13 protein-coding genes and 1 pseudogene are annotated in these 12133 nt (G+C 72.2%); 4 read left to right on the top strand and 10 right to left on the bottom strand.

Translation table 11 applies throughout. The features are described from left to right. Positions 1 to 24 precede the first annotated feature (24 nt). Positions 25 to 582: a sugar O-acetyltransferase gene (locus ACQP0N_RS28195; RefSeq protein WP_355050592.1), complete on the top strand. Its 558-nt coding sequence runs from the start codon at positions 25 to 27 to the stop codon at positions 580 to 582. Here the strand turns inward: ACQP0N_RS28195 and ACQP0N_RS28200 are convergent. Genes ACQP0N_RS28200 through fdxA form a run of 5 tightly spaced genes read right to left on the bottom strand, consistent with a single transcriptional unit; the run spans position 579 to position 4489 of the window. Further along, positions 579 to 1214, bottom strand: a complete 636-nt coding sequence (locus tag ACQP0N_RS28200) for a nucleoside/nucleotide kinase family protein (protein WP_433115338.1) — start codon at positions 1212 to 1214, stop codon at positions 579 to 581. The two genes, ACQP0N_RS28195 and ACQP0N_RS28200, sit on opposite strands and share 4 nt — an antisense overlap. Further along, positions 1214 to 1861 carry an SIMPL domain-containing protein gene (locus tag ACQP0N_RS28205; RefSeq protein WP_433115340.1) on the bottom strand — a complete coding sequence of 216 codons (648 nt, stop codon included), beginning with the start codon at positions 1859 to 1861 and terminating at the stop codon, positions 1214 to 1216. The genes ACQP0N_RS28200 and ACQP0N_RS28205 overlap by 1 nt, the downstream gene beginning before the upstream one ends. Before the next feature lie 10 nt (positions 1862 to 1871). Beyond that, positions 1872 to 3044 carry a prephenate dehydrogenase gene (locus ACQP0N_RS28210; RefSeq protein WP_433115342.1) on the bottom strand — a complete coding sequence of 391 codons (1173 nt, stop codon included), beginning with the start codon at positions 3042 to 3044 and terminating at the stop codon, positions 1872 to 1874. A gap of 15 nt (positions 3045 to 3059) precedes the next feature. Next, positions 3060 to 4166, bottom strand: coding sequence for a succinyldiaminopimelate transaminase (gene dapC, locus ACQP0N_RS28215; protein WP_433121867.1), 1107 nt, complete (start codon positions 4164 to 4166; stop codon positions 3060 to 3062). After that, positions 4163 to 4489 (bottom strand): ferredoxin, encoded by a 327-nt coding sequence (gene fdxA, locus ACQP0N_RS28220; RefSeq protein WP_007464872.1) that lies wholly within the window; start codon positions 4487 to 4489, stop codon positions 4163 to 4165. The genes dapC and fdxA overlap by 4 nt, the downstream gene beginning before the upstream one ends. 79 nt (positions 4490 to 4568) lie before the next feature. On the opposite strand from fdxA, the gene ACQP0N_RS28225 reads away from it, so the two are divergent. Next, positions 4569 to 5531 (top strand): GNAT family N-acetyltransferase, encoded by a 963-nt coding sequence (locus ACQP0N_RS28225; protein ID WP_433115344.1) that lies wholly within the window; start codon positions 4569 to 4571, stop codon positions 5529 to 5531. Positions 5532 to 5645: 114 nt separating this feature from the next. On the opposite strand, the gene ACQP0N_RS28230 is transcribed toward ACQP0N_RS28225, so the two are convergent. From ACQP0N_RS28230 to mshB, 3 genes are all read right to left on the bottom strand, one after another. Further along, positions 5646 to 6110, bottom strand: coding sequence for a hypothetical protein (locus tag ACQP0N_RS28230; protein ID WP_433115346.1), 465 nt, complete (start codon positions 6108 to 6110; stop codon positions 5646 to 5648). A 78-nt stretch (positions 6111 to 6188) separates the two neighbouring features. Beyond that, positions 6189 to 6626 carry a hypothetical protein gene (locus ACQP0N_RS28235; RefSeq protein WP_355050598.1) on the bottom strand — a complete coding sequence of 146 codons (438 nt, stop codon included), beginning with the start codon at positions 6624 to 6626 and terminating at the stop codon, positions 6189 to 6191. A 17-nt stretch (positions 6627 to 6643) separates the two neighbouring features. Further along, positions 6644 to 7570, bottom strand: a complete 927-nt coding sequence (mshB, locus tag ACQP0N_RS28240) for an N-acetyl-1-D-myo-inositol-2-amino-2-deoxy-alpha-D-glucopyranoside deacetylase (protein WP_433115348.1) — start codon at positions 7568 to 7570, stop codon at positions 6644 to 6646. A gap of 87 nt (positions 7571 to 7657) precedes the next feature. Here mshB and ACQP0N_RS28245 point away from each other — a divergent pair. Continuing rightward, positions 7658 to 9801 (top strand): annotated as a pseudogene (locus tag ACQP0N_RS28245) (prolyl oligopeptidase family serine peptidase). A gap of 113 nt (positions 9802 to 9914) precedes the next feature. After that, positions 9915 to 10835 carry an alpha/beta fold hydrolase gene (locus tag ACQP0N_RS28250; RefSeq protein WP_433115350.1) on the top strand — a complete coding sequence of 307 codons (921 nt, stop codon included), beginning with the start codon at positions 9915 to 9917 and terminating at the stop codon, positions 10833 to 10835. Between the two features lie 105 nt (positions 10836 to 10940). Here ACQP0N_RS28250 and ACQP0N_RS28255 read toward each other — a convergent pair whose 3' ends face one another. Next, positions 10941 to 11315: a DUF805 domain-containing protein gene (locus tag ACQP0N_RS28255; protein WP_355050602.1), complete on the bottom strand. Its 375-nt coding sequence runs from the start codon at positions 11313 to 11315 to the stop codon at positions 10941 to 10943. 132 nt (positions 11316 to 11447) lie between these two features. Further along, positions 11448 to 12089 carry a DUF7003 family protein gene (locus ACQP0N_RS28260; protein ID WP_433115352.1) on the bottom strand — a complete coding sequence of 214 codons (642 nt, stop codon included), beginning with the start codon at positions 12087 to 12089 and terminating at the stop codon, positions 11448 to 11450. Positions 12090 to 12133 lie beyond the last annotated feature (44 nt).

Below are 12133 nucleotides of genomic sequence, written 5' to 3' on the forward strand. Positions count from 1 at the left end.
CTCCCCGACGGCATCATCGACCGGGTGACCTCCATGAAGGACCGGATGCTGGCGGGTGAGCCCTACCTCGCCGACGATCCGGAACTCGTCGCCGACCTGGACCGGGCCGCCCGCCTGATGGAACGCTTCAACACCAGCTCAGCGGCCGACCCGGCGGCCCGGCTCGCGGCGCTGCGCGACCTGCTCGGCGACCTGGGCGACGACACCTGGGTCCGTCCGCCGTTCTACTGCGACTACGGCTGGAACATCCGGATCGGGCCGCGCAGCTTCGTCAACTACCACGCGGTCTTCCTCGACGTCGCCCCGATCACCCTCGGCGCGGACGTCCAGGTCGGACCGAACGTGCAACTGCTCACCCCGACCCACCCGGTGCAGCCCGGCCCGCGCCGTGACAAGTGGGAGGCCGCCAAGCCGATCACCATCGGCGACAACGCCTGGCTCGGCGGCGGCGCGATCGTCCTGGCCGGGGTCGCGGTCGGCGCGAACACCGTGGTCGGTGCGGGCGCCGTGGTCACCCGGGACCTACCCGCCAACGTCGTCGCCGTCGGCAACCCGGCCCGGCCGGTCCGCGAGCTGGACTAGTCGAGCAGGCGGACCACCAGGTCGGCGTGCACGGCCGTGGGGGTGATGAGAGCCGCGTTGGCCTCGTCGCTGCCCAGCGCCCAGGCCCGGGCCTCGTCCGGCGAACGCCCGTACGCCTCGTGCCGGGCGGTCAACCGACGCTGGCGCAACTCGGCGTCCAGGTCGAGGAACCACACCTCGTGCAGCAACGTCCGAGCCTCCTCCCAGGGGGAGTCCGGCACCAGCAGGTAGTTGCCCTCGGTCACCACGAGACGAACCGACGGCGGCACCTCGATGGCCCCGGCCACCGGCTCCTCCACCTCCCGGCGGAACTCCGGCGCGTACACCGAGGTCGGCTCCAGCCGACGCAACCGGCGCAGCAGCGACACGTACCCGTTGGCGTCGAAGGTGTCGATCGCGCCCTTGCGGTCGGCGCGGCCCAGCCGTTCCAACTGCGTCTGGGCCAGGTGGAAACCGTCCATGGGCACCAGCCGCGCGCTCGCCCCGACCTCGGCGACGATCCGCTCGGCCAGGGTGGACTTCCCCGCACCGGGCGCCCCGGTGATGCCGAGCAGTTGCCGCGGGCCGGCGTCGGCCAGTGACCGCGCCCGCGCCACCAGCTCGTCGATGGCCAGCAGCCGGGCCGGCGGCATCAGCCGAGCACCGGTTCGCTGATCGTGAACCGCGCCTGCACCGCCGCCTGCACGGTCTGCGGTTGCGGATCCAACTCCAGCTCGGGAACACCGCCGCCGGCACCACCCCCGGCGTACGCCGCGCGGGCGAACATCGGCCGGTCGGCCGGACCGGCGTCGGCCAGCTCGATGAGGGCGGTGACCCGGGCGCCCAGCGCCTCGGCGTACTCCCGGGCGCGCAGCAGCGCGTCGCCGATCGCGGCGTGCCGCGCCTCGCGGTACGCCGGACTGTCCGGGCGCAGCTCCCAAAAGGGGCCGGACACCTCGACCTGATCCTGGTCGGCGAGCCGGAGCATCAGCTCACCGAGCGCGGTGAAGTCGGTGACCGTCACGTTGGTGGTGACGCTGCCGAGCCAGCCCACCACGCGTTCGCCCGAGCGCTTGGTCTGCGGCCGGACCCACAGGTCGCCGGTCTCCCGCCGGGCCACCGCCGGCTCGGAGCCGTCCAGCAGTACCCGGACGGCGGCTGCCCCCTCGGCCAACTGGGTGAGCGTCGCCTCCCGGTCCTGGCCACGGGCTGTCACGGTGACCCCGAACCGGGCCAGCTCGGGCGGCACCTCCCGGGTCGCCTCGCCGCGCACCTGCACCACCGGGCCGTCCGTCGCCATGCCTGTCAGCCTAGTCAGCGAGCGGCAGCAGTGCCGGGTAGGAGACGACGTCCGGACCGACCCGGCAGCCGGTCAGATGGCCGCCGGCAACACCCAGTTCGCGCAGCCAGGCCACCTCGACGGTGTGGTCGCCGTCGGCCGGGAACTCCCGGTCCGCCGCGGCGAACCGCCGATCCCGCAGCGCCGACCGCGCCGCGCCGGCCTGCGCGTACCGGGCGGTCAACCCCGTCGCGTCGGCGGACCGCAGCGCCTCCGCCAGCTCATCCAGGAGTACGCGCACCTCGGCCAACTCGTCCAGCACCCGCGCACGGTTGCCGAGCAGCATGTTGGCCGTCCGCTCGGCCGGCGTCCCGGCGACCCGGGTGCCATCGGAGAAGCTGCCCGCGGCCAGGGCCAACACCGCGTCGCGCAGCGGCGACCGCTGCGTCGCACCGGCCAACGCGCCGGCCAGCAGGTGTGGAACGTGCGAGGCGAGCGCGGCCACCGAGTCGTGCGCGGCCGGGGACATCGGCACCACCCGGGCGCCGAACAGCTCCACCAGGAGCCCGGTGAGCCAGCGGAAGGCGGGCGTCGCCGCGCCCGGCGCCGGGCAGAGCACCCAGGCGGCGCCGGCGAGCAGCGTCGGAGAGGCCGCCGCCAGGCCGGCGGACTCCGCGCCCGCCATCGGATGCCCGGGTACGAAACGATCGGTGAGCCCGAGCCGGTGGGCGGCCTCGGCCACCTCGACCTTGGTGCTGCCCACGTCGGTGAGCACGCAACCCGGCGCGGTCAGCTCGGCCACCTGCGCCAACGTCCGGGCAAGGGTGGGCAGCGGGCCGCAGAGGAAGACCAGATTCCGACCGGCGACGGCCTCCTCGACGGTGTCCGGGGCTGACACACCGCACGACCGCATGTGCTCCCGGGTGGCCGGATCGGGATCCCAGCCCGTCACGTCGAGGCCCGCGTCGCGCAGCCGCAACAGCACCGAACCGCCGATCAGACCGGTGCCGACGACCGCCACCCGCGTCCGGGCGTACGCCCCGCCGGCCGCAGGATTCCGGTCGTGCACCTCCGGCCCTGACCCGGCGGCCTCGCGGCGCTGGTCGCCCGCCTCGCGGCGCTGGTCGCCCGCCTCGCGGCGTTGGTCGCCCGCGGGCGTGGCGGCACCGGCGTCCGGCGTCGGGACGGTCGTGCCGTCGGTCATCGCCGGACGCCCCGGTCAGGCCCGCAGCCGGCCGGCGACTGCGGCGACGTGCTCGTCGGACTCGGTGAGCGCCACCCGCACGTACCGTTGGGCGGTGGGGCCGTAGAACGCGCCGGCCGCGACCAGGATGCCTCGCCGGGCCAGCCAGTCGACGGTCTGCCAGCAGTCCTCGTCGCGGGTGAGCCAGAGGTAGAGGCCCGCCTCCGAGTGCTCGATCGTGAAACCGGCCTCGGTGAACGCGGCGCTCAGCACCTCGCGCCGGGCACGGTAGCGCTCCCGCTGTTCGACGGCGTGCTCCTCGTCCTGCAGGGCGGCCACCATCGCGGCCTGCACCGGTGCGGGCACGATCATTCCGGCGTGCTTACGGACCTTCAGCAGCTCGGCGACGAGGGCCGGATCGCCGGCCACGAACCCGGCTCGGTAACCGGCGAGGTTGGACCGCTTGGAGAGCGAGTGCACGGCCAGCACACCGGTGTGGTCGCCACCGCAGACCTGCGGGGACAGCACCGAGACCGGCTCGGCCGACCAGCCCAGCGGCAGGTAACACTCGTCGCTGGCGACCACCGCGCCACGCTCGCGGGCCCAGTCGACGACCTTGCGCAGGTGCGCCGCGGGCAGCACCCGGCCGGTCGGGTTACCGGGCGAGTTGATCCAGACCAACCGGACCCGCGAGGTCGGCCCGACCGAGGTGAGCGAATCGGCGCGGACCACGGTCGCGCCGGCCAGCCGGGCACCGTCCTCGTACGTCGGGTAGGCGATCGACGGCACGACGACCACGTCGCCCGGGCCGATGCCGAGCAGGGTGGGCAGCCAGGCGACGAGCTCCTTGGAGCCGATGGTCGGCAGCACACCGAGACCGTCGACGCCCGCGCCACAGGCCCGGGCCACCCATGCGGCGATCGCGTCGCGGAGCGCCGGGGTGCCGGCGGTCAGCGGGTAGCCCGGCGCGTCGGACGCGTCAGCCAGTGCCTGACGGATCACCGCCGGGACCGGATCGACCGGCGTACCCATGGAGAGGTTGATCAGGCCCTCCGGATGCGCCGCGGCCAGGGTGGCCGCGGCGTCCAGGGTGTCCCAGGTGAACTCGGGTAGCCGTGCCGAGACCGGCGCGGGCCGGTTCAGTGGCCCTCGCCGCGCGGCGGCTGCGCGGCGACGAAGGTCGCGTCCTTCTCCACCTTGCCGATCTTCGAGGCGCCTCCGGGCGAGCCCAGGTCCTCGAAGAACTCGTAGTTCGCGCCGGTGTAGTCCTTCCACTGCTCCGGGACGTCGTCCTCGTAGAAGATCGCCTCCACCGGGCAGACGGGCTCACAGGCACCACAGTCGACGCACTCGTCGGGGTGGATGTAGAGCATCCGGTTGCCCTCGTAAATGCAGTCGACCGGGCATTCCTCGATGCATGCCTTGTCGAGCACATCCACGCACGGCTCGGCGATGATGTAGGTCACCGGTCTTCTCCTCCGCAAGACGCGCCGCGATCTCCCGCGACGGTAAGAGCCTAGTATCTCGCCGGGGAGGGGGTCGATCGTGCTCCGACAGCAGGATGTGGGACATCGGATCGTGGTACGCCGGATTGTGGGGATTCGCGAAGGCCGCCCGCTGTTCTCCGACGCCCTCGGCGAGCTGGTCGAGCTGAGCGAGACCCATCTCACCCTCGCGACGGCGCAAGGTCCGCTGCGCGTCCCGGTGGCGCAGGTGCACCGGGCGAAGCGCGTACCGCCGACCCGCCGGCCGACGGCCGCGGCGGTGGTGGCGCTGGAACGGGCCGCCAACGAGGCGTGGCCCGCCCCGACCCGAGGCCGACTCGGTGACTGGCTGCTGCGCTCGGCCGAGGGCTGGACCGGCCGGGCCAACTCGGCCCTGCCCATCGGCGATCCCGACCGGCCGTTGCCGGCGGCCGTGGACGCGGTGGAGCGCTGGTACGCCGAACGGGGTCAGCCCGCGATGATCAACACACCGCTGCCGCTCGCCGCGCCGGTCGGTGCTGAGCTGGACGAGCGCGGCTGGACCACCCGCCCACCGACCCTCGTCCAGACCGCGCCCCTGCCCCTGCCAGCCCTCACGGTCGCCGCTGCCCCCGCCGTCGACGCGGTCCTGGAGCTGGTGACCGTGCCGAGCGAGGACTGGCTCGCCATCGCGGCCGGCCGCAAGGGCGGCCTACCGGATGCCGCCCGGCACGTGCTCACCGCCGTGGACCAGGTCCGCTTCGCCCACGGGTACGTCGACGGCGCGCTGGCGGCCATCGGGCGGGCAACGGTGACCGGCCAGGGCCGGTGGCTGGGCCTCAGCCTGATCGAGGTGGTACCGGCCGCCCGCCGGCAGGGGCTGGCCCGCCGCGTGATCGGCGAGCTGGCCGCCTGGGGCGTGTCGGCGGGCGCGACCCACGCGTTCCTCCAGGTGGAGCAGCGCAACACGCCAGCCATCGCCCTCTACCGAACGCTGAACTTCACCACCCACCACACCTACCTGACGCGCGTCGCCCCGAGCTGACCCCCGCTCGTCGATCTTGCACTTTCTGCGGCGACACACGTGGGCATTGCGCTCATACCGACAGCCGAAAGTGCAAGATCGACGCGAGGTTCTGGCTGGCGCGAGGTGCTGGCGTCAGCGGCGGACTACGCGGCGGGGCTTGGCGGCCTTGACCTCGGCGTACCGCTTGAGCTGCTGCGAGCGGTAGTCGAGACCGAGGGCGGTCGCCACCAGGTAGCCGCCCAGCGCGCCGAGGCCCGTGGCCAGCAGGTAGAGCCAGATCTGGGCGAAGAACGTCCCCGCGCCACCGGCGAACGGGCTGTGGCCGACGAGCAGCGGCCCGACCAACACGGTCAGGGCCATGGCGATCAACACCACGACCGTCACGTCGCCCGCCCAGACGGCCAGCGGCCGGGCGCGTCCCCAGCGGAAGGCGACCACGGCCAGGGTCAACCCGATCACCACGAACATCACCAGTGTGACCCGGTCGGCCGCAGCGTCGTCGCTGTCGAAACCGAAGCGGGTGATCAGCCGGGCAACCACGTTGACCGCGAACAACGCTCCCGCGAGCACCCCGACATCACGCCACCGTCTGTCCATCGCACGACCTCCTGCCGTACACCCCTTCGCGGGGACGCTTCCCTGGCAGGAATATCTACCACTCGTAGCTGTGTGACGTCACCAGCCGCCGAGCGTGGACGGCGGGGCGAGGACCTGCCGGAAGCCCATCACGGCGAACGTCATCGCGCCGGCCACGATCATCGCCAGGCCGACCCAGTTGTCGCCGGCCAGCAGCAGGTCGCCCTCGGTGGTGCGGATGGCCGCCACCGCCATCAGGGCGAACCACGGCACCGCCGGCAGCGCCACCGCCCAGCGACGGCCGACCACCTCGTGCGCGAACCAGCTCAGCAGGATGTTCGCGCCGACGGCGAGCAGCGCCGAGAAGCCGATGAGCTGCCCGCCGACCCGGACGGTGGCGAGCAGCAACTCCAACACCCCCGTCACCACACCGGCCACCACCACGACGATCGCGCCGGCCACCCGTAGGCCCAGGTCCAGCAGACGCGGCGGCGGCCCCGCCGGCGGCGGAGCGTCCTGGTCGTTCACGACCGACATCGGCGCGGCGGGCAACGTCACCGGAGACCGGCCGCCGCGACCGGGGAGCGGTCCGCGTCGGCCACGTCCGGCAGCCCGGCGAAGAGGTCGTCCTCCCAGCCGTACGGGCCGAAACCCGGACCCTTCGCGCCGACGGCGAGGGTGAAGAACTCCACACCCATGAACTCGCCGCCGAAGTTGCCCGCGATCGAGTAGAGCCACGAGGTGGCCGGGATCTGGGTGCCGTGCGCCCGCATCGCCGCCTCCTTGGCCGCGTGCTGGTCGGTGCCGTCGATCCGGGCGGCGATCTGCTCGTCCGGAGTGCCGAAGGGCAGCTCGGCCAGGTCCTGGATGCCGGCGAACGGATTGTCCGAAGATTCGGCGAAGTGCGACATGCCGGCCTCCAGCACGCTCAGCGGCATGGCCGTCCAGTAGACCTTGGCCGGGGCGCAGCCCTCGAGGGCGGCCAGCTCGACGGCGCGCATCGCCACCCGGTGCGCCTGGATGTGGTCGGGGTGGCCGTAGAAGCCGTTCGGGTCGTAGGTGATCAGCACCTGCGGGCGTACCTCTCGCATGATCTCCACCAGGTGCCCGGCGGCCTCGTCGAGGTCGGCCTGCCAGAAGGCCCGGGGGTGCTCGTTCGTCGCGAGGCCCATCATCCCCGAGTCGCGGTAACGACCGGCGCCGCCCAGAAAGCGGTGGTCGGCGACGCCGAGCGCCGCGCAGGCGGCCGCCAGCTCCGCGATCCGGTACCCGCCGAGCTGGTCGGCCTCGGCGGCGGCGAGCTGCGCGAGCGCCGGTACGTGGATCTCGCCCTCCTCGCCGAGCGTGCAGGTCACCAACGTGACGTGCGCGCCGACGGCGGCATAGTGGGCCATGGTCGAGCCGGTGCCGATCGACTCGTCGTCGGGGTGCGCGTGGACCAGCAGCAGGCGGCGGTCGGGCAGCGTCGTCACGACGGTCACTCTAACCGGCGGTACGGCCCGGGAGTCGTTGGACGCGTCCGCCCAGGTCGGCCACATCACGCCCGGCGCGGCTCTACGATTTGGCCTGTGGACTTTCCGGAGCTGGCCGCCCGTACCCGCCGGTTCAGCCACGGCGCGCCCCGGGCTGTCTCCGTGGCCGCGGACGGCTCCCGGGTGATCTTCCTGCGCTCGGCCGGTCCGGAGGATCCGGCGGACGCGCTCTGGCTGCTGGACGTGGCGACCGGCGAGGAACGGCTGGTGGCCGATCCGGCGGCCCTGCTGGGCGACGACGGCGACGTACGGGCGCTCACCCCGGCGAGCGGGCGCTGCGGGAACGGCTCCGGCTCAGCGCCGCCGGCATCGGCTCGTACGCGTTGGACGCCGCCGGCCGGGTGGCCGTGTTCGCGCTGGCCGGCCGCCTGTTCCGGGCGGATCTGGTGCACGGCGACGTGGTGGAGGTGGCCACCGTCGGTCCGGTGCTGGACCCCCGACCCGATCCGACCGGCGAGCGCCTGGCCTACGTGACCGACGCGGCCGAGGGCGTACGCCGGGGTGAGCTGCGGGTGATCGACGCCGACGGCGCCGACACGCTGCTGGCCGGCGAGGACGCGGGCGTGAGCTGGGGGTTGGCCGAGCACATCGCGGCCGAGGAGTTCGGCCGGTACCGGGGCTACTGGTGGGCCCCGGACGGGCGCATGGTGCTCGCCGCGCGGGTGGACGAGTCCCGGCTGGAACGCTGGCACCTGCACGACCCGGCCGAGCCGGGCAGTCCGCCGACCGCCGTCGCGTATCCCCGGGCCGGCGGCCCGAACGCCGAGGTGAGCCTGCACCTGCTGGACCTCGACGACGGCTGGGTCGACGTGCACTGGGACCGCGAGACCTACCCGTACCTGACCGGGGTGAGCTGGGGTGAGGGCAGTCCGCTGATCACCGTGCTGCGCCGCTCGCAGCAGCACGGGCTGGTCCTCGCGGTGGACCCGCGTACCGGTGAGACCCAGGTCCACGCCGAGCTGGCCGACCCGCGCTGGGTGGAGCCGATCGCCGGTACCCCGGCGCACCTGCCCGACGGCCGGGTGCTGGTCGGGGGCGAGTTGGCCCACGACGGGTACGACGCGCGGTGCCTGTTCGCCGACGGCACGCTGCTCACCCCACCCTCGCTGTACGTGCGGCGGGTCGTCGGTCGGCTGCCGGCCGTCAGCGGTCCCGCCGACCTGCTGGTGGAGGCGAGCGACGGCGAGCCCAGCGAGCGGCACCTGTTCCGGGTCCGTACGACGATCGGCGGCGGGGTGGACGCCCGGCGTATCACCACCGACTCGGGCTGGCACACGGCGGCCGTGGGCGGGGACGTGTTGGTGGTTGGGACGGCGTCGCTGGACCACGCCGGGGTGCGCTGGACGGTGTCGCGCGGCGGCCAGGAGCTGACCGAGCTGCGGTCGTTGGCCGCCGAGCCGCCGTACTCGCCACTGCCGTTGCTGGAACGGGTGACCGACCGGCGGCTGCCGGCCGCGGTGCTCTACCCGGACAACCATGTGACCGGCCGGCGGCTGCCGGTGCTGCTGGACATCTACGGCGGCCCGGGGCACCAGGAGGTGGTGGCGGCGCGGGCCGCGTGGTTGGAGCGGCAGTGGTGGGCCGACGCCGGGTTCGCGGTGGTCACGATCGACAACCGGGGTACGCCGGGAGTGGCACCCTCGTTCGAGAAGGCGATCCACCGCCGGCTGGCCGACGTGATCCTGACCGACCAGATCGACGCGTTGACCGCGCTCGCCGGCAAGCACCCTGACCTGGACCTCGGTCGGGTGGCCATCCGCGGCTGGTCGTTCGGCGGGTGGCTGGCCGGGTTGGCGGTGCTGCGGCACCCGGAGCTGTTCAAGTGCGGCATCGCCGGCGCCCCGGTGACCGACTGGACGCTGTACGACACCGCGTACACCGAGCGGTATCTCGGCCTGCCGGAGGACGGCATGGACGTGTACGCGCACCACTCGCTCGTCGAGTTGGCCGCCGAGCCGGTCACCGGCCCGGACCAGGCCCGCCCGCTGCTGCTGGTGCACGGCCTGGTCGACGACAACGTGGTGGCCGCGCACACGCTGCGGCTGTCGGCGGCGCTGCTGTCCACCGGCCGGCCGCACGCCGTGCTGCCGCTGACCGGCGCCACCCACATGGCCGCGAACGGCACCGCCGAGCGGCTGCTCCCGCTGGAACTGGAATTCCTGCGTACGCATCTGCGCTGAGCGGCATTCCGCACATCGAGCCCACGGCCGCATGCCATGCTGATCGAAGGCGGGACCCGACGGCGCAATTTCCGGGGTGATACCGCGTTTCGCTATCCCGAAAGGAATCCAGGATGGTTGGCATCGCCCAGAAACCCTCGGTCGCCGCCGTCCAGGAGGGCGAATTTCCCGTCACGCACTTCCACACCACGACCGTGAACGGGATCGACATCTTCTACCGCGAGGCCGGGCCGGCCGACGGTCCCGCGGTCCTGCTGCTACACGGCTTTCCCACGGCGTCCTCGCAGTTCCGCCACCTGATTCCCCTGCTCGCGGACCGGTACCGGGTGATCGCGCCGGACCTCCCGGGTTTCGGCCACAGCGCCAGCCCGGACCGGTCGACGTTCGACTACACGTTCGCCAACTTCGCCGACCTGATGCACGGCCTGATCGACCAGCTCGGCGTGGACCATTACGCGCTCTACTGTTTCGACTACGGAGCGCCGACCGGATACCGGCTGGCTCTCAAAGGGCCCGAGCGGGTCAGCGCGCTCATCGTGCAGAACGGCAACGCGTACGAGGAGGGCCTGAGCGAATTCTGGAATCCGATCAAGGCCTACTGGGCGGAGAAGACCGACGAACGCCGACAGGCGATCGCGTTCATCCTCAGTTCCGACGCGGTGCGGTCGCAGTACACCCAGGGGGTGCGGGACCTCAGCCGGCTCGACCCCGACAGGTGGATCCACGACGAGACGCAGCTCGCCCGCCCCGGGAACGCGGACATCCAACTCGACCTGTTCTACGACTACGGCAGCAACGTCGCGCTGTACCCCGAGTTCCAGGCCTTCTTCCGCGACCACCAGCCGCCGACGCTGGTGATCTGGGGCCAGAACGACATCGTCTTCCCGCCCGATGGCGCCCACCCCTATCAGCGTGACCTGCCGTCGGCCGAGTTCCACCTGATCGACACCGGCCACTTCCTGCTGGAGGACAAGCTCGACGTCGCCGCGCCGATGATCCACGACTTCCTCGACCGCTCGATCGGTCGCTCCTGACCCGGAGTGGCGACGACGCCGCAGGGCCCCTTTTAGACAGCGCTGTCTAGAAGGGGCCCTGCCCGCTCATCAGTGGATCCGCGCGGGTGGTGGCGCGGACTGCGGTCAGCCCTTGGGGCTGGGGCCGAAACGGTTCCCACCCGGCGTGCTGTCCTGCACGAAGAACACGATCAGGACGATGGCGCCGATGAGCGGGATCAGGGCGATCAGCAGCCACCACCCCGTCTTGTCGGTGTCGTGCAGCCGTCGTACCGCGACGGCCAGCGTCGGCAGTAGCAGCGCCAGGGAGACGACGAGGCCGATGAAGCCGCTCGACGAACCGTCCACGAAGTTCAGTCCCAGCGCGCTGTCCAGGACGGAGGTGACAATGCTGACAAGGACAGTGAACAGGGCGAACCACCAGTACTCGGACCGGCGGGCCCGACCCGCGAAGCCGACGTACTGACTGAGAACCGATTTGATCGCGGTACCGAAGGACACAGCTATCTCCCGTTGTGTGAGGGGCTTTCAAGCTCCAGGCGGAGGCAGCCAAGCAGATCGATCGGGCGGGGGCAACGGCCGAGCGGCCGAACAGCGATGGCTACAGCGCCTGACCCTCGGCGGTATCGGCGGCTACAGGCTCCCCGACTCCGGCCAGTGGGACCAGTGTGTGTTCGGGTGCGCTCTCGGCGCGTAGAGCGTGCGATCGCCGGTCGTCAGGACATCGGCGATCTGGCGGAACGTCTCGGATTGGCTTGGACGTGAGCCACCAGCCAGGTCAGGGTGATGCCATTCGTCCAGCCGCAGAACCTCGGGCAGGTCGACGGGGACTCGGCGTCGCAGTTCCCGTTCGTCCGCCAGGAGAAGCTCGCGATGACGCGGAACAAGCCGACGCAGCACGTCGATCAGATCCTCACCTGGTTCGCCGGCAACGGCGATGTCCTGACCGCGAAGCACCAAGGGGCCTCCCCGGTACGTCTCCGGCTCCTCCGGATCCTCTATCTCGTCCCAGTTGTCGACCCGATCGAGAAAGTCGCCGTTGTCGGTGCCGGGTTCGCCGCTGATCAGGCAGTTGCCGAACACGTGGAGCACGTCGGTGAGGTTCCCGGCCCGTGGCGAGTAGCCGATCAACTCGACGACGAGCGCCCATCGCCCCGCGTCCCGATATCCGTGCAGCCGGGCGTCGACGGCGTAGTAGTAGCCGTTGTCGAGGTCCGGAAACCGGAACTCTCGGGCTGCGGCGTCGAACTGTTCGAGGATGTCGGCCGGGCGCACAGCCGAGCACTGTAGTGCCCAACGCGGTGACCAGAGCATTCACC

The organism is Micromonospora sp. CA-246542 (genome assembly GCF_050942905.1).
Taxonomy (GTDB): Bacteria; Actinomycetota; Actinomycetes; order Mycobacteriales; family Micromonosporaceae; genus Micromonospora.

Excerpts from the sequence above, each read along its gene's own strand:
- ACQP0N_RS28200 (WP_433115338.1), bottom strand. The coding sequence starts at position 1,214 with ATGCCGCCGGCCCGGCTGCTGGCCATCGACGAGCTGGTGGCGCGGGCG.
- ACQP0N_RS28205 (WP_433115340.1), bottom strand. The coding sequence starts at position 1,861 with ATGGCGACGGACGGCCCGGTGGTGCAGGTGCGCGGCGAGGCGACCCGG.
- ACQP0N_RS28210 (WP_433115342.1), bottom strand. The coding sequence starts at position 3,044 with ATGACCGACGGCACGACCGTCCCGACGCCGGACGCCGGTGCCGCCACG.
- ACQP0N_RS28230 (WP_433115346.1), bottom strand. The coding sequence starts at position 6,110 with ATGGACAGACGGTGGCGTGATGTCGGGGTGCTCGCGGGAGCGTTGTTC.
- ACQP0N_RS28235 (WP_355050598.1), bottom strand. The coding sequence starts at position 6,626 with ATGTCGGTCGTGAACGACCAGGACGCTCCGCCGCCGGCGGGGCCGCCG.
- ACQP0N_RS28250 (WP_433115350.1), top strand. The coding sequence starts at position 9,915 with ATGGTTGGCATCGCCCAGAAACCCTCGGTCGCCGCCGTCCAGGAGGGC.